Annotated in this window: 17 protein-coding genes and 4 pseudogenes; 12 read left to right on the plus strand and 9 right to left on the minus strand. The window is 50.0% G+C overall.

Annotated features, from left to right (window positions below; translation table 11 throughout):
• Nucleotides 1-4: 4 nt before the first annotated feature.
• Nucleotides 5-376 carry a transposase gene (locus LY622_RS05810; protein WP_234290020.1) on the minus strand — a complete coding sequence of 124 codons (372 nt, stop codon included), beginning with the start codon at nt 374-376 and terminating at the stop codon, nt 5-7.
• Between the two features lie 492 nt (nt 377-868).
• The gene (locus LY622_RS05815; protein ID WP_234290021.1) at nt 869-1,360 is read right to left on the minus strand and encodes a DUF6957 family protein; all 492 of its coding nucleotides are present in this window, start codon (nt 1,358-1,360) and stop codon (nt 869-871) included.
• A gap of 238 nt (nt 1,361-1,598) precedes the next feature.
• Here LY622_RS05815 and LY622_RS22715 point away from each other — a divergent pair.
• The 3 genes and pseudogenes from LY622_RS22715 to LY622_RS05825 all read left to right on the plus strand — a co-directional run.
• Nucleotides 1,599-2,440 (plus strand): annotated as a pseudogene (locus LY622_RS22715) (IS30 family transposase); the annotation flags it as partial.
• Nucleotides 2,441-3,033: 593 nt separating this feature from the next.
• Nucleotides 3,034-3,228: pseudogene (locus LY622_RS22720) on the plus strand (IS5/IS1182 family transposase); the annotation flags it as partial.
• Nucleotides 3,229-5,076: 1,848 nt separating this feature from the next.
• The gene (locus LY622_RS05825) at nt 5,077-6,543 is read left to right on the plus strand and encodes an esterase/lipase family protein (protein WP_234290022.1); all 1,467 of its coding nucleotides are present in this window, start codon (nt 5,077-5,079) and stop codon (nt 6,541-6,543) included.
• A 179-nt stretch (nt 6,544-6,722) separates the two neighbouring features.
• Here the strand turns inward: LY622_RS05825 and LY622_RS05830 are convergent, their stop codons facing one another.
• Nucleotides 6,723-7,391, minus strand: a complete 669-nt coding sequence (locus LY622_RS05830; RefSeq protein ID WP_234290023.1) for a hypothetical protein — start codon at nt 7,389-7,391, stop codon at nt 6,723-6,725.
• A 416-nt stretch (nt 7,392-7,807) separates the two neighbouring features.
• Between LY622_RS05830 and LY622_RS05835 the strand changes: the two genes are divergently transcribed.
• On the plus strand, nt 7,808-8,806 hold the full coding sequence (locus tag LY622_RS05835) for an IS5 family transposase (protein WP_234290024.1): 999 nt from the start codon (nt 7,808-7,810) through the stop codon (nt 8,804-8,806).
• 227 nt (nt 8,807-9,033) lie between these two features.
• Nucleotides 9,034-9,384: a lysozyme inhibitor LprI family protein gene (locus LY622_RS05840; protein ID WP_234290025.1), complete on the plus strand. Its 351-nt coding sequence runs from the start codon at nt 9,034-9,036 to the stop codon at nt 9,382-9,384.
• Between the two features lie 251 nt (nt 9,385-9,635).
• Here the strand turns inward: LY622_RS05840 and LY622_RS05845 are convergent, their stop codons facing one another.
• On the minus strand, nt 9,636-10,628 hold the full coding sequence (locus LY622_RS05845; protein ID WP_255762219.1) for an IS30 family transposase: 993 nt from the start codon (nt 10,626-10,628) through the stop codon (nt 9,636-9,638).
• Nucleotides 10,629-11,067: 439 nt separating this feature from the next.
• Nucleotides 11,068-11,850 carry an IS110 family RNA-guided transposase gene (locus LY622_RS05850; RefSeq protein WP_255762338.1) on the minus strand — a complete coding sequence of 261 codons (783 nt, stop codon included), beginning with the start codon at nt 11,848-11,850 and terminating at the stop codon, nt 11,068-11,070.
• Between the two features lie 349 nt (nt 11,851-12,199).
• On the opposite strand from LY622_RS05850, the gene LY622_RS05855 reads away from it, so the two are divergent.
• From LY622_RS05855 to LY622_RS05870, 3 genes and pseudogenes are all read left to right on the plus strand, one after another.
• On the plus strand, nt 12,200-13,630 hold the full coding sequence (locus LY622_RS05855; RefSeq protein ID WP_234290028.1) for a hypothetical protein: 1,431 nt from the start codon (nt 12,200-12,202) through the stop codon (nt 13,628-13,630).
• Between the two features lie 8 nt (nt 13,631-13,638).
• A pseudogene (locus LY622_RS22725) lies at nt 13,639-14,653 on the plus strand (IS30 family transposase).
• Nucleotides 14,654-14,884: 231 nt separating this feature from the next.
• Entirely contained in the window at nt 14,885-15,325 is a 441-nt protein-coding gene (locus LY622_RS05870; RefSeq protein ID WP_234290031.1) for a hypothetical protein, read from the plus strand.
• Between the two features lie 50 nt (nt 15,326-15,375).
• On the opposite strand, the pseudogene LY622_RS05875 reads toward LY622_RS05870, so the two are convergent.
• The 4 genes and pseudogenes from LY622_RS05875 to LY622_RS05890 all read right to left on the minus strand — a co-directional run.
• Nucleotides 15,376-15,618, minus strand: a pseudogene (locus LY622_RS05875) (transposase); the annotation flags it as partial.
• A 287-nt stretch (nt 15,619-15,905) separates the two neighbouring features.
• Entirely contained in the window at nt 15,906-16,379 is a 474-nt protein-coding gene (locus tag LY622_RS05880; protein ID WP_234290032.1) for a YfjT/YkfB family phage-associated protein, read from the minus strand.
• A 109-nt stretch (nt 16,380-16,488) separates the two neighbouring features.
• Nucleotides 16,489-17,352 (minus strand): arginine repressor, encoded by an 864-nt coding sequence (locus tag LY622_RS05885; protein ID WP_234290033.1) that lies wholly within the window; start codon nt 17,350-17,352, stop codon nt 16,489-16,491.
• A 412-nt stretch (nt 17,353-17,764) separates the two neighbouring features.
• Nucleotides 17,765-18,817 (minus strand): helix-hairpin-helix domain-containing protein, encoded by a 1,053-nt coding sequence (locus tag LY622_RS05890; protein ID WP_234290034.1) that lies wholly within the window; start codon nt 18,815-18,817, stop codon nt 17,765-17,767.
• A 317-nt stretch (nt 18,818-19,134) separates the two neighbouring features.
• Between LY622_RS05890 and LY622_RS05895 the strand changes: the two genes are divergently transcribed.
• From LY622_RS05895 to LY622_RS05910, 4 genes are all read left to right on the plus strand, one after another.
• A protein-coding gene (locus LY622_RS05895; protein ID WP_234290035.1) for an IS5 family transposase occupies nt 19,135-19,988 on the plus strand; the annotation gives its coding sequence in 2 pieces (ribosomal slippage) (nt 19,135-19,488 and nt 19,491-19,988; 852 coding nt in all).
• A gap of 523 nt (nt 19,989-20,511) precedes the next feature.
• On the plus strand, nt 20,512-21,366 hold the full coding sequence (locus LY622_RS05900; RefSeq protein WP_234290036.1) for a TIR domain-containing protein: 855 nt from the start codon (nt 20,512-20,514) through the stop codon (nt 21,364-21,366).
• Between the two features lie 92 nt (nt 21,367-21,458).
• A complete protein-coding gene (locus tag LY622_RS05905; RefSeq protein ID WP_234290037.1) occupies nt 21,459-22,997 on the plus strand; it encodes an RNA-directed DNA polymerase in 1,539 nt (512 codons plus the stop codon).
• A 361-nt stretch (nt 22,998-23,358) separates the two neighbouring features.
• Nucleotides 23,359-24,633 carry a PIN-like domain-containing protein gene (locus LY622_RS05910; RefSeq protein ID WP_234290038.1) on the plus strand — a complete coding sequence of 425 codons (1,275 nt, stop codon included), beginning with the start codon at nt 23,359-23,361 and terminating at the stop codon, nt 24,631-24,633.
• Nucleotides 24,634-24,654 lie beyond the last annotated feature (21 nt).

Raw genomic sequence — 24,654 nt, forward strand, 5'->3', positions numbered from 1 at the left:
GCCTTTACCTCGTGCTGTCCTCGGTGTTTCCAGACGAACCGGAACGCTTCCGTCGTTCCTCTGCCTGAAAACGTTGAAACTTTTTTAGGATGTCGTTCTCCTCCTCAAGCTCCGATACGCGGCGCTTCAGGCGAGCGACTTCATCCTGCTCCTGGATCTTCTTTTTAGCATCAGCTGGGGCTTTCTTGACCCGTTTCATGGCGAACTGTCCCTCTCGGTATTCCTTTCGCCAGCGTGACAGCATGAAGGGGTGAATATCCAGCGCTTCGGCAACGCCTTTGACGCTCCGGTGGGCTTGGTGGCTCCATTCCACTGCCTTGACTTTGAACTCAGTACTGTACCGCTGAGTTTTCTTCCCCGTTATCATCTCGGGCATCGGTTCTCTCCTATCTGGGAGTTATCGATGCGTGTCCACTGGAGTGGGGGAAGTCCATCGCGCGCAGTACAGCGTTGTTAGGCGCGGGGAGGGTCATTTGCTTGAGCTGGACGTGCTGATCGTCCAGCTAAGCATAGCGAGCGCCCAGGCGGTACAAGCTGCGGCGAATGACGTGCATGTGACCGATGGCGTGTATATCGTGCCGCACGTATCTCCCACACGGGCCTGACCAGGCTAAAGTACCCCTTGAGCGACTGCGCGGAAGCGTGAAATCGTATCATCGGCCATTCGATCCAGCAGAGAAAGTCATTTTCCGCGTGTCGAGGTTTGGGCGGGCTCTAGAAAAGAAGCACTGCGCTTGTATCGAGAGACGCCAATCCCCGAGCTGGGAGCCCTCACGGCGCAGCAGCTAGTTGCCACTGGCAGGATGGCCGCCGTACTTCGCTACCTTGATCACACAGAGCAGGGCGGCTATGCTTAAAAATCACTTTTTTACTCAGCGCTGCCGATGATGGGTCCAATATTTTGCTCTACAGCCCGTATCATGTGCAGTGACTGTCCGAGCATCTTCATTTTGTTTGCTTCTAACAGCGTAGCATTTACTTCCTCGCCATCGCCGTCGAGGCAGTAAAGTGTGTTTCTGGTTTGCACTAGGCCTCTTTCAATATCAAAATTTGCAATCAGGCTGGTGAAGATATAGTCACCATGTGACCCACGATGTTTGTAATCCCACACCAGCATGTCTGAGAAAAGGAAACTCATTTTTTCATCTGTATCAATGACATTGACGATTTGCCACTCACGGACAATACTTGCCCGTTCCCTGATGTCGGATTCTTGGATTGCCCAGTGGGGCTGGGGCTTTATGATGTCACAGGTAAGCAACCTGTCCACGAGCGTCTTAAGGTCTGAAGGCGCTAGCTTACCTCGATACTGCTCTGTTAAGTGTGCCGCCTGTTTGTCCCGTTCGATGTTATCAAGCATCGCCATACTCCGCTCTGTGATTTGCATATAGATTAGACAGCTGATAAGAGAAGAGCAATACCTATTTTGACCTATTGAGTAATCAGCTAAAGAAGATCCGCCAGGGGTACCCAGTGACTATCGAACAATGACAGATGTTGCATTACATGCTCATGCTAAACTCTTTTTCCCGTTACTTTTCATTCCTATCCATGGGTTCATAAAATAGGCGAAGCACTTTTGTTCTTCCGGTAAAAGCAGGAAGGTCAGCGCCGGCGGCTACGATCCTGAGCAGGCCCAGTCCCTCAGCGATCACCGGCGACGCAACGCCTGGAAGCGGGCGAAGCGTTTGGCCAGGATGATAGCCGCCGTCGTTGATCGGCAGCATGAGGAGTGAAGCCCGGTGCAGATCAGAAGTTTCATGTCGCCTTGGCAGGCGTAGTCGCCAGTCACCAGTGGATCTACTCCTTGATCTGGGAGGACACGTAGCATGGTGGCGATCTCTGGCAGCATCTCCGTCAACCCAAGCGGCGCAGCAAGCACCGCGCTCAGGCCAAGAGCGCAGGGCTCAACAGGATCCTGAACCGCGTGGGGATCGAGCACCGCCCTGCTGATGTCGATGACTGGCTCCCTATAGGGCACTGGGAGGGTGACACCGTGATTCAGGGGGAGTTGGTCACGCTGATAGAGCGTAGTAGCGGCCACCTGCTGGGGGCACGGTTGCCCCGAATCTCAGCGGGGCTGACGTAAGCGACTATGATTCGCTTGCTGAATCCTGGCCGGGGCGATATAGAGACCATCACCTAGGACAACGGCTAAGAGTTCACCGGCCAGCCGGGGCCGAGAGAGCCGCGACCTAATTTCTGTAATCCCAACTGCTCTGGGCAGCGAAGGAGCAACGAGAACACCAATGGCCTGGTACGCCAGTGCTTCCCCAAGGGAACTGACTTTCGGCAGGTTACTGATACCGAGCCGCGCAAGGTCGACAGAAAACTGAATGACCGCCCCAGGAAGCGTCTCAATTATCGGACATCGGCACTGGTGTACCTTGGTGAATACTCAAGATCCCTGAATGCCTCAGGTGCTGCGCTCATTGATTGAATCCAGGGTACTGGGGGGCTCAGTAGGAAAAAAGGGAGGAGGTTGCTGTGTGTTGGCTGAGCACGGCTGGGGAGTAGGTCCTTAATACTAGTAGATCTATCGATATGGCTGAATTGACACTCTGATCGGTGATTTCATTCTGGGAGAAAATTGAAAAGTACACATATTCTATGTTATTAATTTTTAATTTAGCGAAGTTAAAGTGATAAAGTAACGCTCTGTTATTAAACCAGTTTAAATCCATATGGAAAAACTATTAGAATGCGATGTAGAGAAGTATGTCCATTGACCATCTCCATCCCAATTTTTCCTCCTAACCGATTACGCAAACCGAAGCATTCCTGACTAGATTACTCAAAGAGTATGTATCCAAATGTGGCGTTGCTGCCCTGAGATGGGGGGAGGGATGCGTCATGCGTGATTGGCATGGTGGCTTTGCTGGAGCCGCTTGGCGGTAGCTTTTGCTAACTGTCGATTCCTGGTTAATTAATCATCCAGGAACCGAGATCTCTCCTATATTATCAAGAGCCCTCTTCAGCTACTGGCTACTGGAAGGTTCGCTACAGGGTCTGGCCAAGAACCAGGCGCATGATATCGAGCCCTTGCTCGCGATGAAGCGCTACGTCCACCACCTCCCGGTATTCGAGCGCTTTATGGCTGACCCGCCGGCACCGGAGAGTACCGACCCCGTCGAGCAAATGGCACACCTCTTGAAGACGCAGGCGGGCCGAGCGCTCTACGCGTTGCGCAAACATACCGTGGAACCGGTCTTCGGCACCATCAAGAGAAGGCCATGCGGGTCGGGGGGACAACCTGTTTTGATGATCTACGGTCTTATAGCTCCGGCGCTGACACCGCGCCTATCTGCCCAACAGGCAAGGCGTCAGAACCGCCTTGCAGACGCTGAGGGGCAGGTTAAGAGCCACACACCAGACCAACACAGGGGTTGGTGAAGGACCCGCGCCTCAGCTCATTCATTAATCTCAAGTCCGACAGACTGCTAGACTTCGGACACAGCGACACACTTCTGTGATCACCTTGTTCTCCGGCCAGCGTGGGAGCATTGAGAAAACTATTGGTCTAACATGTCAGTACTTCCCAAGGGAATGAATTTCCGACCGGTCACCGATGCCAAGTTACGAAAGATAGCGTCTCTTATATCGGGCACCGAAACTGATAATCCTTGGATAATATTCAGGAGCCCTTGACACCGCAGGTGCTGCTTGAATTCTGGTTAGCTATTGGAACCTTGTACGTATGAAGAGGGTGTCTATATTTCTGCCTCCGTATTTAATTTTATCGCACCCAAAATACAGCTGACGAAATTATTTTCGTTATTGAAATCTTAGGGAATGTATACACCTATCCACAAACTTGGCCAAGGATAGACTCGTAAGTTGCTGAATGTGGTGCGCAACGCCTGTTTTTGATATTTATTTTTTATAATCTTATCTTGTTTTTCCTTATCAACGCTCATAAAAAGCGCCGATGAATAAATGCCATCTAACTTAGGCCAGCTTTCTGAAACATATTAAAAAACAGGTACATAGTTCTCTCTCGACGTAGATCAGATTATGATCTACAGTCCTAAATTTCTTCACGAACAGTCAAGTCGTGTAATTAAACAATTTATCTGGAGTTCCGCAATGGTCGAGGAAAATCCCCTATGTAAAATGTGGAAGTGGCTGGGGGTCTTCCTAATTGTGTAGGCCATTCCGCTGTTTTATTTCCTCGCAACCGGATTAACTAGTATTGGAGGTACTCCCGTTGATGAGGGATTAAAAATATCTGTAGCTCTTGTTGCCGCCATCCTGTTGTGCTTGTTCTTGGCGGCATTTGCTCTGCTTCAGGTGCTTTATCTGTGGAGGAGCAAAGATCGTAACCTGGCGCTCCTTTGGCCGCCAACGCACTTCGAGACGGATAATTACCGGGATCCAGTGATCTCATACATTATGATAACTATCTACTGCTTAATTCCTTTTTCCACCCTATTTGCCTGTCTTAGCAAGTATAGAAAGAGCGTTGTCACGAAATGGGTAGACGATAACTGGGCGGTGCTGGCTCCAAGTTTTTGGGATAGCCGTCTTGCTGCCCATCAAGGTGTAAAGAGCTACGAAGGATTGTTCGCCATTGCTCCTAACGGCTGGCAATATATACCCTACGTTACTGACGGTGGGCTGGTTTTAGGACTGGTACTGCTTGCAATAAGTATATTTCTTCTGATCGTGTATTCTAAAAAATATTACTACAAATGTCGGTTATCTTAATGTTTATGTGGAAGATATGACCAATTCGAAAAGGTGTTATCATTTGCTATTGCTACTCGGCTTGCTCGATAAGAAGTTAAACTTTCATTTGCGACACGGAAAAAGTAAGTGGAGAAGGTGGGCGGAAATACAATCCAGACATGAAAAGCACTTAACTGGAAATCTGTTTTTTATAATTCTAGGAGCTTAGCGCTGCATCGGCTATCGCTTGCAGCATCGACAAGTCATCTAAGATTTTTGATAGTTCTGAAAATGAATAATACAGGTGCCTACACTGAGAAGAGTAACTGTCCTGCGCGATTAAACTTTGCCAATAAAAACTTTGAGCAGACATACGCGATAAATAAATAATGACTATTAGGAGGGAGCATGGATAAATATTTACCTATCATCTATGTACGAGGTTACGCAGGAAGCAAGGGGGCTGTTGAATCCACGGTGGATCGGCCATACTACGGCTTCAATCTCGGCAGTACGCAGGTTCGCACAGGTCCTGACGGAGATCCCAATTTCTTCCTCTTTGAGAGCCCGTTGGTCCGTATGATGAAGGACCACGGCTACACTGATCTCTTTGCTAGGGTAAGCGAACGCGGCGAGGTGGAGTTGCTGAACGGTGAGCAAAAGATATATAAGGCCGGCGGGTTCCCGGTCCGATCCCTCTGGATCTATCGATACTATGACCGCACTTCCGAACGCGCCGGCGATGGCACTAGGGACGATATCGAGACCCTGGGTGAGAATCTCGGCCATCTGGTGGATTATGTCTTGGAGCAAACAGGCGCGAAACGGGTCCACCTTGTGGCACACTCCATGGGAGGTCTCATTTGCCGCTCGCTTATTCAGCGGGTCTTCAAGAAAAACGCCATACGGAAGATTGACCGGCTTTTCACTTATGCCACACCGCACCGTGGTATCCATTTCCGGCGTGGTCTCGGCTTTTTGACCAGCGTGCGCGACCTGCTTGGGTTAAATGACTCGGACACCTTCGGCCCAAAACGGATGCGGAAGTTTCTCGGCTTGCCGGACGATTGGGATGAACAGCGCTTGAATGAAGTTGGTAATCATTTCCCCGTCGAGCGGATCTTTTCGCTCATTGGTACCAACCACACTGACTATAACTTGGCGAGTTTGGCGGTGGGGCCGGGCAGCGACGGCTTGGTACAGATGGAACACGCCTACATAAAAGGTAGCAGTCGTGCATTCGTCTATCGCAGTCACAGCGGACCGCTTGGTATCGTCAACTCGGAGGAGGGGTACCAAAATCTCCAGCGCTTCCTCTTTGGCGATACCAGCGTTCGAATCGACTTGGAGGGTGTCCGCCTCAAAGAGTCTCTTCGCAAAGACGCTGATCTGCGTTTTCTGCTTATTGAGACCACGGTGCTTATCCGTGGTGAGGAGATCGTCATGAGCGATCAGCGCGAGGAGCATGGGTCGGCATTGACCATCGGTGCCCGTGCCTTGGAGTCCAGCCGCGAAACCCTCTTTCAAACCTATTTGATGAAGGCGAATCGGCCGAGTGCCCAAGACCGCTATTCCAACTTTCAAGTCCGCCTCCGTTTTCTACCCCATTACGTTCGCAACCGCCAGGTGCTGCGGGATCGTCATTACTTCGGTGAGCACCTCTTTCAGCACACCCTCACAATTGGTATTCGTGACAGGGATGACGGTGATGGCCGGCTGTTGCGGGCCAAGTGGACGGGACTTGATAGTGATCTCCCTGCCACTGCTAGGCGCTACCCTAATAGTGAGAACATTCGGTTCCGACTGCCGGCAGAAAATTTAGAGCAGGGGGAGGTGGTGCTTTGTATTCGGAATGAAGAGAAAGCTTTAACTTAATATCACTTTCTTATTTTAAGGCAGGTCAAAAAACAAGCGGATGGAGTGCACTCGGAAAAAGTAATGTGCAACGGCAAGAGCTTGATTTATGAGAATCATCAGCTATGGGGCTTGGGCCCATAATTATATTCATGGCGGGGTGGAGATGATATAAGTTATATGATTATTGTATTATTGGACTACATGAAAATTTTAGTCAACGTGTGTAGTATGTTGGAGATTCTTTCGACCTCAGGTAAAAGGTTTTTAATGCTATTCCATAAGGATTTTAGTGAGGCTTTGTCTATATCATTTATATCGTTGTTTGCTAAATGCTTTTGGAATGAGTTAAAATATTCAGCAGCTTCTTCGTTTCCCGATCTATCAACAAGTGCTCCTAGTATCTTTAATTCATTGGCTAGTTCGGGATTTTTATTGCTAATATTTATAATGGCTTCCTTGTATTGTGATTTATCAATGTGAGTAGCAACATCTCCCTGGACATTCCCATAAACAATAATGTTTCCGTGTCTCTCGGCTTGCTGAACTAAGTCGTTGAGTATTTTATCGTTCATTTCCTTCTCCTTGGTTTTTTTTCTAATAACGTTTTCTTCAAACTCTTCTTTTTTAATCATGGCGACTATTGCAAATAAAGAAGCTATGCCAACAAATATAATATAAAAAATTGGTATTAAGCGTGTGCTGTCACCAATAGAGTTATTGTTCACTAGGCTTAAAACTATGATTATCATTATAAAAGCGCATATTACTCCTACAACAGTTGCCAAGGCGTCAGCAGATTCTGCTTTTTTATAGCCTTCCTCATCATAAATTTTATCTTGTTTGTTAGGTTTTTTGTGGTCAGTCATAAGCACACCATGTGGCAATATTTAATACAATATAACATGTTGAATCTACTTCATGACTACCCTGAATTAAAAAGCGCCTCATCTTTCGCAGCATAGTAAAAGTGAATCGTTATTATTTTGTTAATTTTATATTTCGTGATTCACAGCAATGCTATATGATATTAAAAATATTCCTCTGAAATAATCTTTGCGGTGAAAGCTGCGTAAATTCACTTCACAGATGCCTGTCAGTCTTTGGCACGAAAGCAAGTAGCCATCCTGCTACCTTATCTTATGATATGTCCACGCGTCTAAGTATAGCTCGTTCTCTCTGGATGAGCCTTAGGGAAACGCTGCATAAATCCTGCCGCAGCTGCCAGGCAGCCGGTGGTGGGGTAAAGTCCGACCTTCCTGCCACCGTCTGACAGAGCCGCCCGATGAAGCAGATCTCGTTCGCTCAGGCTGAGCACCAGAACAAGGAAAAGGTCTCCCGCCGCGAGCGATTCCTAGCTCAGATGGAGACCCTTGTCCCTTGGCAACGGCTCACCGACGCGCTGTCGCCCGCCTACTTCCCGAACGCGGCCGGCAAGCGCGGCCGCCCGCCCATCGACCTGGAGCGCATGCTGCGGATCTACTTCCTGCAACAATGGTATGCGCTCGCTGACGAGGCGCGCGAAGATGCGATCTACGACAGCCAGGCGATGCGCGACTTCGTGGGCATCGATTTGGCCGAGGAGAGCGTTCCCGATGCAACTACGCAGCTTCGCTTCCGCCACCTGTTGGAGAAGCATGCACTCGCCCAGCGGATGCTCAAGGAGATCAACGCCAGCTTGGCCGAGCAAGGCTTGTTCATGCGCGAGGGTACCATCGTCGACGCCACCATTGTGGCGGCCGCGCCCTCTACCAAGAACAAGGCCAAGCAACGCGACCCGGAGATGAAGCAGACCAAGAAGGGCAACCAGTGGTATTTCGGCTTGAAGTCCCATATCGGCGTCGATGCCGTGACTGGGCTGACCCACAGTGTCGTCGTCACCTCGGCCAACCTCGCCGATGTCACCATGGCAGGTCATCTGGTCCGGGAGGATGACAAGCGGGTATACGGCGATGCGGGTTACCTCGGTGTGTGGAAGCACCTTGGAGAAGAGAAGGACACTCGGACTCCCGGTGCTGTGTCGCCGCCAAACGCGGCACCATCAAGAAGATGGAAGACACTCCCAGGAAAGCGCTGCTGCTGGCATTCGAGAAGGCCAAGGCCAGCAGCAGCGCCAAGGTCGAGCACCCGTTTCATGTCATCAAGAACCTCGTCGGCTACCAGTAAGGTTCGCTACAAAGGGCTGGCCAAGAACCAAGTGCAGCTGTTCAGTCTGTTCGGAGTGGTCAACCTGATGCTGTCTCACCGACGCGAAGGCCGAGTTGATGGGGCCAGTGCGTCTTGAGTTTGGCCTGGTAGCCGGACAGGCCGGCTGCCAAGGAAAATAGGCCAGCTGAAATGGTCAGAAATCAGCCGCTGAAGCGCGAAACTTGCTGGGCTGAGCGCTACAGGCGCTCGGCATCGAATTGATCAGTGGTACTCTAAATAAGGGTTATAGAAAATGTAATTTCACCACAATATATTCGTATATTATTATATTAAATTAGCTTGTTTCGAAGATGGAGGTTAACCATGAAGCGAATTTTCGTTTTTCTAGTTGTAGCTGCCCTAAGTCCGGCGACAGCCATTGCGCAACCCTATTGCAACGGTTCGACCCAGCGTGATGCTAACATCTGCGCCCAACAAAAATTTGAGATCGCGGACCGAGAACTAAATCAGCTCTGGGAAGAGGTTAAGCCCTTGGCGGACGCTCGTGGAATTGGCCAGGGGCTACTTGACGAACAGCACGCATGGCTACGGCAACGCGACGCGAACTGCGAGCCGGAACTGGATGCAGGCGGCAGCGCCGATCACATGTTCTACTGGTCCTGTATGGAAGAACAGACCTTGCAACGCAATCAAGTGCTGCGTGACTTGCGTTAGGTGATAGTGCAGTTCCGCAGGGATCACTGCCCGATATAGGACCTCATTCAATTTCGCTGGTAGACACAAATGCCAACATGAGCATGGCTCTCCGTCCGCTACGATGGTGGGGCGGTAGGGATAGACCAGCTAAAAGGAATCCAAGATATAGCTGTGAATCGAGCCGCCAAAATAAAGTTGTCCTGCGAACTCGACAAGACCGGCGAGAACAATGGGGCCGATGATCCCGGTTCCGCGCATGGACCCTGAATTCAAGCAATAAGTGCAGCACCTGCGGTATCCAGGGCTCCTGAGTATTCTCCCAGGAACACCTGTGCCGGTGTCCGATAACCGAGTCGCTTCCTAGGGCGATCATTCAGCTTCTTGACGACCGCTCTCACCTCGGCGTCCGTCACCTGCCGGAAGTCGATCACCTTGGGGAAGTACTGCCGTATCAGGCCATTGGTGTTCTCGTTAGTCCCTCGTTGGCCTGAGCAGTAGGGGGCACAGAAGTAGGTGGCTGCCGTCACCGCCTTGCCCACGGCCTCGTGGCTGGCAAACTCCGAGCCATTGTCCAGCGTGATGGTCTGGACTGCTCCACGACGGGGCTTCAGCAACCGAATCATGGCCTTCTGCGTCAGCTCTGCGGTGATATTGGGTAGCCGTGCTGCCAGCAGATAGCCGCTGCGGCGCTCGACCAGCGTGACCAATCCGGACTGCTTGTGCCCCTTGAGCACTGTGTCGCCCTCCCAGTGGCCAATAGTGAGCCGGTCATCCACCTCAGCGGGACAGTGCTCGATACCGACCCTGTTGGGGATCTTGCCAAGCCCCGCACTCTTGGCCTGAGCACGGTACTTGCTGCGCCGCTTGGGCTGTCGTAGGCACTGCCACAGGTCGCCACCGAGTGCCTTGTCATCCCAGATCAAGGAGTAGATCCACTGGTGACTCACGCCCATGCCCGTCAAGGGCGTCATGAAGCCGCTGATCTGCTCCGGGCTCCACTCTTCGCGCAGACGATCGGCGACGGCTGCGATCATGCTGGGCAGGCGCTTCGTCCTCTTCCAGGCGGTGCGGCGCCGGTCATCGCTAAGTGTCTGAGCCTGCTCGGGATCATACCCATCAGCAGCGGCGTTACGGTGCAGCTCGCGGCTGACAGTGCTGTTGTGGATGCCAAGCTCTCTGGCGATCTGTCGCTGGCTCATGCCGACACCTCGTTGGGCGTGAATCTGGTATCGTTGGGTCTGGGTCAGCTGTCGGTATCCCATGCTCTGCTTCACTTTGGTCGTATATGGAGTCCGACCCGGTTGCAAGCACGAGGCACGATAGTTGGTAGGTACGACTACACACGTATATCCGATCTTTAAGATGATGCCAGAGGCATCGGACCCTGATGGGCTATCCGCACGTCAGTTCCCAAATGGTAAAGCGAGTTGCTTGCTCTTCGACCAAAACGGGGTTTACCGACGTCGGTTCGACCTGTTTGCCATCTTGCAGCATGCTCAGCAATCGTGGTGGTGGGTGACCTCAGTGAAATAAAATCATTAGATTCATGGGGTTGGATTTACGCAGCTTGGGCTGCCCTATCCGGATCATATGCAATGTCGTGACAGGTGATCGACCAGGCGATACGCGCCGTCTTGTTGGCCAAGGCGATCACTGCCACGTTGGCATGTTTTCGCTCAGCCAGCTGCCGGACCCAGTGACTCAGGTTGTCCTCCTTGCCTTCCGTGTATCGCAAGACCGCTCGAGCACCATGTACCAGCAATGTCCGCAGATAACTGTCTCCTTTTGCTGATCCCCAGCAAGCGATCTCGTCCGCCGGTACTGTGTTGACGCGGCGTCAGGCCCAGTGAGGGGAGCAAAGTCACGTCCGCGCTTGAAGGCCTTAGCATCACCTAGGCCGCCGGCCAGCGCGCTGGCTGTAATGATGCCGACACCCCGGAGAGTCATCAGGCGTTTCGCTACAGGGACAGTTTTGGAGTGGTGCGCGATGCGCTCCGTGACCGTGGCAATGCGGTCATCCAGGTACCGGAGATCTTCGGCGAGCCCCGCAAGCAGGAAGCGGAAGTTATCGGTCAAGCCGTTCTCGGCGTCTTCCAGCCAGCGTGGCAGTGCCGTGCGTAGCTGACCGATACCGATGGGGGCCACCAGCCCGTACTCGCCAACCAACCCGTGAATCTGGTTTGCCTTGGCCGTGCGATGCTGAACAAGCTCTTCCCGGATAGGGTGAGCGGCCTGAATATCTTGTTGAGCTGCCGTCTTGGCCGCCACGAAGTGCATCGTTGGTCTTCTCATGGCCTCACAGAAGGCCTCGGCATCAACGCGGTCACTCTTGTTGCTCTTGATGTAGGGCTTCACGAACTGAGCCGCGATCAGCTTAACGTGATATCCGCGTGCCTGAAGTTCACCCGCCCAATAGTGAGATGAGGCACAGGCTTCCATGGCGATCTCGGCACCGACAGGGACACGGTTGGCGATCGCGCCCAGCCACTTGTCACAGGAGAACTTACTGCGCTATTGAACCTGATCATGACGGTCGACACCGTAGACGTCGAAAACAGACTTGGCAATATCAACACCGATTCGGGAAATAGTCATGGGAAGTGCTCCTTAGCCATGGGCGGGCAGTGGCCCTCCCACCCTCTAGTGTGGCGCAGCAGCACCGGTATAGGGTGCGTCGGACTCCATCCCCTCGGTAAAGCAGGGAGGGTATCGGTGCTGGCCCTCCTGCCTCTACCGTTAAATCCAAATTGCAGCGGTTATTCTATGAATCCAGGCCTCTAAATTTGGTTAGGTGACAACTACTCTGGCAGATAGAGAGGTAGGGAGGTAGAAAATGAAATTTAAAAAAATACATTCGTGGTTTTTATTCCAGCTTAAATGTTTTTTTTGGAGATTGGTTAAAATAATATTAATTTGTACTTTTTCTTATAAAAGAATATGGAAAAGAAGAGTCAAAGACCTTGACTTCGAACAAGGGTGGCAAGAAGGAATTAGAATCATTGAATCAGATTTGAGCTTTTTTCAAGTGATGCGGTACAGGCCTGCTTACCACGGAGACTTCCATGAGGAAATAAAATCAATATTTTCAGCTTTGGCCTTTTTAGATTATCAGTATTATTCTTCTGATTTGGTGGGGTATAAAAAAAGCATAAATACTTTGGGTTGTTATTTCGAGTATGTAAAAAAGACAAAATATGAAGATGTTGTTAACTCGGAAGTCTGGCCACTTTACCTCCACCAAAAAGCAACACTGAACAGTATGCTAGGCAATCCAACTGAAGGCGCTTCGATGAACTGTGAGGTAAAGCATATTTTTGAGGAAAAAGGAAATAATGATTTTAAAGCTATATCATATGGAATATGTGCGATGTGCTGTCGTGTCGAGACATTTTCAGTCTATGAAAAAAATCTTGTGAAAACAATTGAATCAGACGCAAAAGAACTAACGCAGCAGCTTCAGTCCTATCTTTGCAAGGATAATAATAAATTCAAACGTAAAGATGTAGTTGCTGAATTTATCCTTTCGCAGCTATTGCGGTGTAAGATTCAGTTTTACATGGAAGAACCTAATGTGGAAATTATTGAAGATAGTTTAGAAGAAATTAAGCCATTGCTTTCAGAAATTAAAGGAGTTGATAAAACAACATATGATATCGTTGTGCCATTTTATAAAGCATTGCTAAAATGGTTAAAAAAAGAGGAACCACATAAAGTAAGGCCAGAATATGATAAGGCGCTGGAGGAACGAAGAAAATCTAAAACTGGAGGCACGCATTTTTGTTTGTTAAAATTGCCTGACCGTCTTCTTTCTGGCTTGGCCGAGTATGTGGTGCGAGAGAAAATTTATAAAGACATTTCACTACATAGAATGCAACGCTCTGTATCTTCTAGATTTGTTTTATATTCTATTCTAATACCCTTGGCTTCTATTGCTTTTGCGCTCATGGTCGCTAATTATGAAGTCCCTGCCAACTTTTGGGTGGTTGGTGCCCTTTTAAATGACGATAATAAGTTTATATTTTTAATTTTGTTTTCATTGTCTGTGGCTATAGCGCTAATCAATTTATTAAAATTAAGATATGAGCTAGAATTTCCAGGCCTTGTCTCTCCGGGAGCTTTAAGAATATCTCTGTCTGTTATAGCCATTCTTTTAGCAATAGTTACAATACTTTTTAGATTCATAGAGTACCCCAGCACTTTGGACCGCACGGTAGAGGCAGGAGGGCCAGCGCCGGTACCCTCCCTGCCTTACCTACCAAAGTGAAGCAGAGCATGGGATACCGACAGCTGACCCAGACCCAACGATATCAGATATTCGCCCGCCATGACTTTGGTGTGAGCCAGCGGCAGATCGCCAGAGAGCTGGGCATCCACAGCAGCACCATCAGCCGTGAGCTGCGCCGCAACGCCAACTTTGGTGGCTACAAGCCCGAGCAGGCCCAGTCTCTCAGTGATCACCGGCGCCGCACCGCCTAGAAGCGGACGAAGAGGTTGCCCAGCATGATCGCTGCCGTCGCCGACCGGCTGCGTGAGGAGTGGAACCCGGAACAGATCAGCGGTTTCATGGCGCCCTTGGCAGGCGTAGGCGTCAGGCACCAGTGGATCTACTTCTTGATCTGGGATGACAGGGCGCGTGGTGGTGATCACTGGCGGCATCTCCGCCAGCCCACACGGCGCAGCAAGCACCGGCCCCAGGCCAAGAGCGCAGAGCTTGGCAAGATTCCTAACCGGGCGGGCATCGAGCATCGCCCGACTGAGGTCGATGCCAGGCTCTTCATCGGCCACTGGGAGGGCGACACCGTGATCCAGGGTCACAAGCAATCGGGGCTAGTTACGCTGGTAGAGCGTCGGAGCGGCTACCTGCTGGCGGCACGGCTGCCCAGGATCTCGGCGAAGCTGACGCAAGCGGCCATGATCCGCCTGCTGAAGCCTCGCCGGGTGCTGGCCACACCATCGCACTAGACAATGGTTCCGAATTCGCCGGTCATGAAGCGGTGGCCATGGCGGTGGCCATGGCGGTGGCCATGGCGGTGACCGCAGCGACGTACTTTTGTGATCCCTACTGCTCCGTCCAGCGTGGGAGCAACGAGAACACTAATGGCCTGGTACGGCAGTACTTCCCCAAGGGAACGGACTCCCGGCAGGTAACGGACCCCGAGCTACCCAAGGTGGTCAATAAGCTGAATGACCGCCCTAGGAAGCGACTCGGTTATCGGACACCGGCACAGGTGTTCCTGGGGGGTACTCAGGAGCCCTGGAAACCGCAGGTGCTGCGCTTAATGCTTGAATTCAGGTTATTAGCATTCTTATGTTATGGGGTGTGTGGTAAGTAGAGGTTAGATATTAAAACCTTTATTTTGGTTTCGCGCTCACCAAGAGCAATAGGTTTAAGACGACGACAGTTGAATAAAGCACGACAGCAAGTTGCGGGCATCCGTTCGCTTTCACAGCGCTTGCGCGAAATGCGCTTCTGACCTAATTTGTTATTGTTGGGCGTTGTTCGCCGGAGGGTAGGCTTATGTCGGCTGCCTTGTGCGAGATTTGCGGTGGTTTCGGTTTCGATCGTGACAATCATGTCTGCATCCATTGCGCCGGTACCGGCAGGGATCCCTACCGCAAGGCGCCGGGTAGCGGCGGTCCCATCTCGCCCAGGCGAAATGGCCGGGCCATGCCCCTACCGAGATCGCTACAGGCCGTCCTCTTGATGTTAGCGTTAGCAGGCGGCGCAGTCTCCTACGTCAGCTCCGACGGATCGCTGGAGCAGGCAGGCCTCGGCGCTCTGCTCGTACTTGTGACAGGGCTCGTTATCGCCTATGCGTTACGAAATCTGCTCCCGCTCTTGATCCTCTCGGCCGCCTTCTACTTCATCGACCAGGCGCTGTGGGAGGGATTGGCCGTGCCCAAGGTAATGAACGCGGTCGTCGCGATTGTCATTCAAGCCTATGCAGCGGTGTTCTGAACCTGCTTTATTCATCAGGTGCTGAATTAGGGTATTAGATCGAGGGGGTGCCTGTAACTATCCACTTCATTGAGATCAATCCAACTCTTAGCATGCTGCAAAACCACGGTGCGCAGCAGGCTGGCTAGCGAATGACGGACGCGCTGCGGGTCGTGCTGGTCGACCAGGCGATCCTCAAGGGCGGCGATCACGCCGCTGCTGTCGAGGGCTTCGCGCAGCAGCAAGGCACCGTTGTCACTGGTGATGCGCTGGCCATCAAGCTCAACGCGGATGGCCCCGTTGCAGGATGGAATCTATGGGGATAACGAGAAACCACCAGCTATCTTCGTTCTCAGACTTGCCTCATGAATAAGCCGGGTTCATCGCGAGATCTCATACTATCAGAGTAAACGTAGCGGAAATCTCACATTGACGGTGGACCGGTTTCTGGGTGGAAGGTCTGGGATTCCCTAGTTACCTCTAAGGAGTGAAGATTTCGAGCAATACCCAAAGCTTGTAATGAGTTTGGTTATTGCACAGTTTATGGATAACAAAATTATTGGATGCATGATCGCATCCCTATAATACCTTACCCCTTAATTTAGTCCCAGAAGGCGGCCCTACAATCTTCGCTGATTGCTTTAGCTGAGCCCTTAAGAGTGAATGTTGATTCACGTCCATCAGAAAATCGGATATAGACACTGTTATGTATTTTAAGCTTTTCAAGAACATGATCAAAGTTTAATGCGCCCGCGCGGCTATCTGATGATATAGTACCATTTTGATCTACAGAAATTGTTTCTAGAGGTCCTTGATCAAAAATCATTATGATCTCATTCGACCTCGGCCCATCTCCTGCAAGACTGAAATGAATAGAACTGGCGCGTCTACTTCCACTCTCACAAGCTACATAGATCTTATTGCCCGACCCACGTGTGACTTCCGCCTCTGCTACACCTTGGCCCCATCCAGAGCGCCACTCGTCATCAGATGTTGCGGTAGTCCAGGCAAACGCTGATGTGGTCATAACAGAAGCAGCAATTGTTGCGGTTACGACAATTGATTTCATATTCATTTTAATGCCACGCTCCAATTTTTAAAGTTAGTCAAGCATGTGCTCAATATTTAAGGCTGATACTATCCCTCTTCTAAAATTATACATTATAATATTTAATCTTCAATAATTAATTAATCTGCTTCGCCGCGATTAGATTCTGAAATACGGCTTGCCAATGATTTGCACTATCTATGTGGTGATCTAAGAGCCAGTCGCCTTTCTTTAGTCCCTTGTAATTTTTGTGGCCTGTTTCATAGAATGCTAGCTCAACATAAGGTCTTTTTGGGTTTTTCAGTATCAAGTTGATGGCGACCTTACGAATTCTCACTTCGGTCATTGACTTGTTGTTTTTTCCCGCAATCGCACCGACAATCGCGCCGGTCCCTCCGGTTAAAATCCCGCCAACTGCGGCGCCTGCTAGGCTGCCGCTGACCCCCGAAGTGGCTTTTGAAACCATAAGATCATCAACATATACTTCGGATTCAATGATGTCCTCAGGATTAATCACAGTGTAATCCGGGTTTGGTGCGTACTGCTTTCCCCATATGATAAGCACCTTGCTTAAATTGCTGTTCGTCATTATGTTGAATTCTTTAGACTTAAGTTCTTCCGCATTCTCGAAGCCCTCGGATGTTTTGATTTCATGATAGCGCTTGTGGTTTTCATCAGATTTTTCGCGATAAATGATCGGGCCTATCCCCATGACCAAGAAAAAACCTATACCCCCTATTGCACCTGAGTATATGGAATACTGCAATGTATTGTCCCAGCCAAATTTAATGCCAGCAGTAATCGAACCTGAGTACATAACATAGAAAAGAGGTAAGCAAAAAGCGTAAAATATAAAAAACATTGCCACTAAGAGGCATGCAAAAAGGACACTAACCAGCGCGTTAATGATCAAGTGTGAAAGGATTTCAACAACATTACCATCAGCGATGGTTTTTGCTTTCATTGCGTTAGCTACTGGTATTTCTTTTATGGATTTCATGTTGCCCCCCCTCCCTATTGTAAGTTCCTGTTACAGAGTAGGAGGGCTTTATGTGATTATCAATAATTCAGCGATAAAAAATTATTCTTATATGAGAGTAATAAGAAAGTATGAGCCTGGCTAACTATTATGGCGTTGGCTCGAGCACAGATTGCAAGGCAATACCTACATTAAGGCGGGCATAGGTCTAAATGGTCGGCAGGAAATTTCATCAATACGACTGTGCTTCACGGCGGGTAGAGAACGCTCGGAGAGGCTGACGCAGACGCTGAGTGCTATTAATCGCTATTAGGGCAGGGGACGGTGTTCCTAGGCGCTCATGGCATCTTGAAGCCATAAGCGATGCTTCCATAGTACAAGGCACTTGAATATAAGACTCGCTGGAGCGACCTGCTTTCGGACCGTTGATCGATCACTCGCAGAGCAGGCCGCTTTTTTGTATTTCGTCGATTCTGGCCGCGCTTAGGCCTTGAATCCGTGTGAGATCCTCCAGGGACTGCCATGGGCGCCCCTCATCGATGTTGGTTGCGCGTGCCGGCCCTACATGGGGCAGCTGGTTCAACTGTTCGGGATCGGCCGCATTGATGTCAATACAGGATTCCTCGAATTCACCAGGGATATGGACGTTGCCGTTGAATGCTCTCAACTCAAGCCTGGCGCTACCCAGCGTTAGATAGACCGGCGCATGATCGGAAACGGCGTCACGTGCCCGTTCGTGGTCGATGCCGAACAGCTCAGGGAATCGGACGATGCCGCGCTCAGTCACATCGAGCCTACTGCCAATTTTCCAGATGTTATCGTATAGGTTTGCATAGCGACCATCGGTCAGTCCCAGCGTGGTGGCTCCGTCAGTGATGACGGGTATCACGCCGAGTGCGCGCAAAGGTTCCCAGCCAAGGTGCTCGGGCCGCAGATTGAAGTCACCGAGCAACAGGCGAGGCGTATCGGGGTAGACCTCTTCGAGCCACTGCCAGTAATCGGCGAGGGCCTCTATCTCTGGCAAACGATCCACGAGGCGCCGGCCATAGGTGATATGCACGGTGGCCGCTGCAAATTCCTGACCAGTCTGACGGCTGCGGAACTTAGCGGAGTAGGGCTCCCTGGCAAACATGTCGCGGTGGTCGAAGAAGACCACCGCGCCACTGTGATACTCGACCGCGCTGTCCCGCCAGAGGAACGCATACTGCTCCCTGTATGTGGAGCGCCCAAGCGCATGACTGGCCATGGAAGACCAAGACTCTCCCGTCATCGCCTCGACCTCCTGTTCCAGACGCTCCAGTGCCTCTTCGTTCATTAGCTCCTGGATCGCAAGTAAATCGAAGTGGCTGGCAACGTGGGCGACCTTGTCGTAGCGCTTATCGTTATCCCATCCGAGATTCTTAATATTCCAGCTGCCAACGATGATGTCAGCGAAGGTCAGCGACGGCATCATCACCAACCATGCCACAAAAAGACGAATTACCATGCCACCTCACTCCCTGCGTGAAACGTCAAATCCTCGTCATCACGATGGCAGCGGTCAACCTGAGTCTTCATTGATGGACCAATCAGCTCGGGAGCTTTCAAGGAGGGATCGTTGAGCGGAGTGAGGAACGCGCAGCCGGAGTTGCCGCCGTCACGCTTGTCCCAGGTGGCCGCCGGCAGGAACATCTCGCGAGACTTACGACACAGGAAGTGCGGTTAATTCGGGAAATCCCATGCTGCCAAGCTGCCCTCGCCTAGGCTTTGTCCGAAAACTCGAATTTGCTAATGTCACCTATGCCGCAGCAGCATAGGTGACCCATGGCAGGACGCTACGAGATCTCCGAGAGCGGTTGGGGCCTCATCGAGGACATCGTCTCGCCACCGCAGCAGACAGGGCGCCCACGCCGCGATGACCGACAGGTGTTGAACGGCATCTTCTGGATCCTGTGCTCGGGTGCCAAATGGCGCGATCTACCCGAGCGCTATGGTCCTGGGAAGACCTTCTACGACCGCTTCCGCCAGTGGCGCGATGACGGCACCTTCGAAGCTGTCCTGGCACGTCTCCAGCTCCGCTTGCGAGAGGATGGCCTGATGGATCTGGATACCTGGATGATCGATTCGACGTCGATCCGCGCCACCCGGGCCGCCTCTGGAGGCGGCAAAAAGGGGGGCACCAAGAACCCATAGACCATGCCCTGGGCCGCAGCCGGCGCGGCCTGACCACCAAGATCCACATGGTCTGTGACCGGAATGGTTGGCCGCTGACGTTCACCTTGTCACCCGGGCAGGACTCGGATACTCGGCACTTCAACCCCGCCATGGAGCACGTTCATCTGCCTGGGGCCAAGGGTCGGCCCCGCAAGCGCTGCCGCTTCATCGTGGCAGACAAGGGCTATGATAGTGACCCGCTGCGCCGCTACTGCGACCGGCACCGTATGAAGCCGATCATTGCCCGGCGCAAGATGAAGCTAAAACCGCGCCCTGGCGCCCCGAGGGGCTTTGATAAGCCCCGCTATCGAGACCGAAACATCATCGAGCGCTGTTTCGGCTGGATCAAGGAGCTGCGGCGGGTCTGCACGCGATACGACAAGTTGGCCAGCAGCTTCAGGGCCATGGTATGCCTGGCGTGCATAGACCGTTGCCTACGGGCAGACTTTTCGGACAAAGCCTAGGCCAGTACAGTTCGCTCCATGGTCGCGTGAGACCGGTTCTCCTATGCTGGCGGCCCTCTCAACGCACTGAGCTATGGAGCATTTCGTTGACGCATCTCAAGGCCAATATTCGCAAGTAGATGAATGTTTGATTAATCTGTGTGAACGTATGTATCTGCCGGATGCTGGCGTGTCTTAGAATTGCGACGCACCAGGCCGCTACTCAAGGGAGACGTCAGTTCGCGTCAGGATTCCCTCGGCGGTAGCGTGCCTGCTCGTATGGCGGTCAATACTTTCAATCAGTGATTGGCTCGAAACGACCCAAAGCGGACATGCCAGAAAGGCTGTGTGCACGTCATTGGGGATATGTAGTATGCGCTATGATCGGTGTGCTATGTGGCCGAATTATAATTAAAGGCCAGGGATTTCAATATCCTGACAGTTGGTCGAGCGCTCAGCATAACATTTGAATACGCATGCATGTTCAAGTGGAATATCGAGCACGCTACCTAATACTACTGTTATATCTACAATGGAGAGGTTTTTGAGTAAAGAGATAGATTATTTTACCTTCGTTCTGATGCCTTTTAGCTCAGACTTTGATGACATATACCAGTTGGGGATTAAGTCCGCCGCTAAAGAAAATGAGGTCCTTGCAGAAAGGCTTGATGAGCAGCTTTTTGGTGAAGGGATGCTGGATAGAATATATCGTCAAATAGACGTTGCCGATTTCATCATTGCTGATCTTACAAATAGAAACGCGAACGTATTTTATGAGCTTGGCTATGCCCACGCAAAAGATAAAATATGCATTCTTTTAACAAATGATGCTTCGGATATACCTTTTGATTTAAAGCACAAAAGACATATTGTTTATGGCGGTTCTATTGCTTACTTGAAAGAAGAGCTTTCAAAAAATATCGCATGGGCAAAAGCTGAAGCCCAAGGGCGAGAAGAAAATAAAATATCAGTCACAACGAAGGCTCCTTCTGGGGATCTAAGTACATCAAAACACACCGCTGAAGCAATAATAACGTTCACGTTTGACCTGCACAACAAAACGAACCGGGTCTCGCCGGAGATTTCTGCTATTTATCTCTATACTGGTAACGATTGGAAAGTAATCCACGATTCCAAAGAGTGTCCTCACTCTGAAGCAGATATAGAGCCTTTTAAGTATCGCTACTTTATCTCGCCGCCAGTGCCGAAGATCGGCCGCAATGGATGGGCTCAAGTTAAACTTAAGGCGAGCCGGACTATCGCGAAAGCATGGGAGGGTGATGAAATTAAAGAGGAGTATAATGTTGGTGGGAGGGGAATACTCCGACTCGAAACTTCTGATGGGAACTACGATCATGAATTTGACTTCAACCTTGAACTCGTAGAGATACCTTTCTAATAACAATCGGCTGCACGGCGACTGATTTTCCGCCGCTTCGCAGCTCCAAATCGGCGCATGAGCCGGGTGTTATTTTAATCAAGGAAAATAGAATGACATTACGGAGTGACTCAATTGAATGGGCGATCGAGTTCCTGACTCTTCACTCTGATGGCGACATCTTCCCGAAGGTCCTAGAGCATGAAGCGATTCGCGCTTCCGCAGATGAGTTTCGCGCAAAAGTCGAAGGAAAACCGCTCACCGCATTCCTTGCCAAGTCCTGTCGTCGTTTCATTGTTCCGAAAGATGACATTTCTTATCGACAGGCCACACAGCTCCACCCCCAAGATTCGATACTTCTGACGGCAATCATCCATCAATATGGAACGGGAATAGAGGATCGGCGATTAGAGCCTGCGCAAGTCTTCAGCTATCGATTTGCCCCCAACCTTGATGAAGGATTGTATAGCTCAAAGACCGCATGGAATGACTTCTGGACAAGCGCATGCCACAAGAGCAAGAGCGCGTCGGCGATCTTGTACTGCGACATTGCCGATTTTTATAACCAGATTTATCACCATGCAGTGGAAAACCAGTTGATTGCTTCCGGCTTCCCCAATCAAGCTGTCAAATGGATAGTATCATTGCTTGAGTCGACCACTGCCGGGGTGTCTAGAGGAGTCCCAATTGGGCCGCACGCAATTCACTTGATTGCCGAGGCAACCTTAATACCAATAGATAACAGCATGAAGTCTAACGGACTTCAATTCTTACGGTACGCTGATGACATCGTAGTTTTTTGCGGCTCAAGCAAGGCAGCGCAATCAGCCTTGTCATTGATGGCAAACATTCTAGACAAGCAACAACGGCTGATGTTACAGCGGCACAAGACCAAAGTGTTCTCTCCCGCTGATTTTCAAATGCTGTGCGCGGAAATGATTGAAGACCGTCCGATCAATAAGAATGAAGATCGGCTACTGAAGATCATTCGTAAATACACTGGCGGGAACCCTTATGTCAGCATTTCCTACAACGACGTAAAGCCGGAAGATTGGAAGAGATTCTCGGGGAAAGTGATTCGCGGAATCATTGATGAGTATCTTTCCAAAGATGAGGTTGACTATATTCGACTTCGTTGGTTTTATCGCAGGCTTGCGCAAGTTGGACATCCGGGGGCGCTGGATGTTTCGGTCGAAAACATCGAGAGATTAGGCCCTTGCCTTGCAAACATCTGCACTTATATATCCTCAATCCAGTCGATCAAGCCCGAGCAATGGGTGGAGATTGGCGAAAAGCTCATTCAACTCTTGGATGTAGAAGAGATTGCAAATAATGAATTCTTTCGTCTTTCTATTTTGAGTCTGTTTACAAGAAACAAACACATGAATCATTTTTCTGTGCTCGCAGCCAGGTTTCAAAATAGCGATTCTTATGCCAGACGGGAGATTCTGCTGGCAGCTAGGGAGAATGAGGCATTCGATTGGCTCCGTGAGCATAAAGAATCATATGGTCAGATGGATCCTTGGCAGCAAATGGCGTTCATATATTGCGCAACCGGTTTTCCAAGAGATGAGCGAAAGTATTTCTTGAGCCGTTGGAAGTACGAGGGCCCGTATGATGAAACTCTGGCGAAATGGAGCAAAACTACATAACAACCGCTTCGAGTCCAACGACTTGTTCTTCCGCTGCGCGCTAAGGCAAGCCGCGGCTCAAGCTGAACGTAATATCAAAAGGTGCTGAAAGGCTGCTTCTGGCCGAATGAGAAATGTTAGTCTATTCTGATGAATCCAGGGGCCCAAAACCGACATGCCAGAAAGGCATCGATCACGTTCATTGGGGATATGTAGCATGCACGATGACCGGTGTTATATAGCCAATTATAATTAATACCAAGGGGTTTCAATAGGATGAGGTGTGGTCGAACGCGCAGCATAATATTATTGAACATGCATGCACGTTCAAGTGGAATATCGAGTATGCTACATAATACAACTTTCCAATTTTGGAGTAAGTATGAAGGATTTATTCCCTGGTCACTTTAAAGAAAGTGAAATAAGACTGAGAGAGATCTGGGGCACGTCGTTGTTCGTCTTCGATGCCAATATACTTTTGAATTTATATAGGTACTCAGATACAACTCGAAGCGAATTTCTTCGTATTCTAGAGAAGATTAAGGATCGAGCGTGGATTCCGCATAGGGCAGCCGAAGAGTACTTGAATAACCGCCTTTCTGTTATAGATCAACAAGAGAGGTCATATGATGAAACCCAAAAATCGATTGAGACTCTAAAAAGTGATCTTGAGAATGCTCGTCAGCACCCCTTTGTTAGCAACAGCACCATGGCTAAAGTTAGTCGTGTGTTTGATGAGCTTTGTGAGGAGCTGAATAAGAATAAGGCAGTTCATACGAATAGAATTTCAAATGATGAAATTAAAGGGGCTATTTCAGCTATTTTCGAGAATAGGGTCGGCTCGCCTTACGAAAAAGACAAGTTAGTTGAATTGATATCCGAGGGTGAAGAAAGGTATAGGCAAAAGATACCACCGGGATTCAAAGATGGCTCTAAGTCTGGTGATAGCGAGATTTTTGTAGAAAAATGCCGAAAGTACGGAGATCTTATTGTTTGGGCCCAAGTCATCGACAAAGCCATCGATTCCGGGAAAGGCGTTGTACTAGTCACAGATGATAAAAAAGAAGATTGGTGGGAGAAGTTCAAGGGAAGAACTGTAGGGCCACGCCCAGAGTTAATTAAAGAGTTCAAAGATAGAGCGAACAGCACTTTTCATATGTATCAAGCTGATCGTTTTTTAGAGTTGGCTAGAGAAAATCTAGATGAGCAAGTAAGTGATGAAATAGTTGAAGAGATTAGAGAGGTTAGACGAAGAGACAAGCTGGCCAATAAGCGCAGGAAAGAGATGGAGTACCTGAATAGGCGAAAAATCGAGATGAATCACTTGTTTCAAGAGTTGGAGCACAGCAAGCACAAGTTAATGTCGCATGAGAAAGAGCTACAAATGCTACAACAACGGATGCAGGAGCTAGATGCGGCACGTAATAATATACGGCATCGTCAAGAACATTTATCCAGAGACGATATAGAAAATCCAGATTTTGAGCGTTTCATGAACCAATATTCTGCGTTATCAGCGGAGCATGCTCAAGTAAGAAATAATTTAGAAAGATCGTCTATCGAGTACAAAGAAATGCAAATCCACATGATAGAGCTAGAAAATGAAGTTGCACATCGCATGAAAATCATTGAACAAGAAAATCCAGAGGACTCGTAAACTCGCGCTGATTTTGGCGTT

The organism is Halomonas alkalisoli (assembly GCF_021412585.1).
Classification (GTDB): domain Bacteria; phylum Pseudomonadota; class Gammaproteobacteria; order Pseudomonadales; family Halomonadaceae; genus Halomonas; species Halomonas alkalisoli.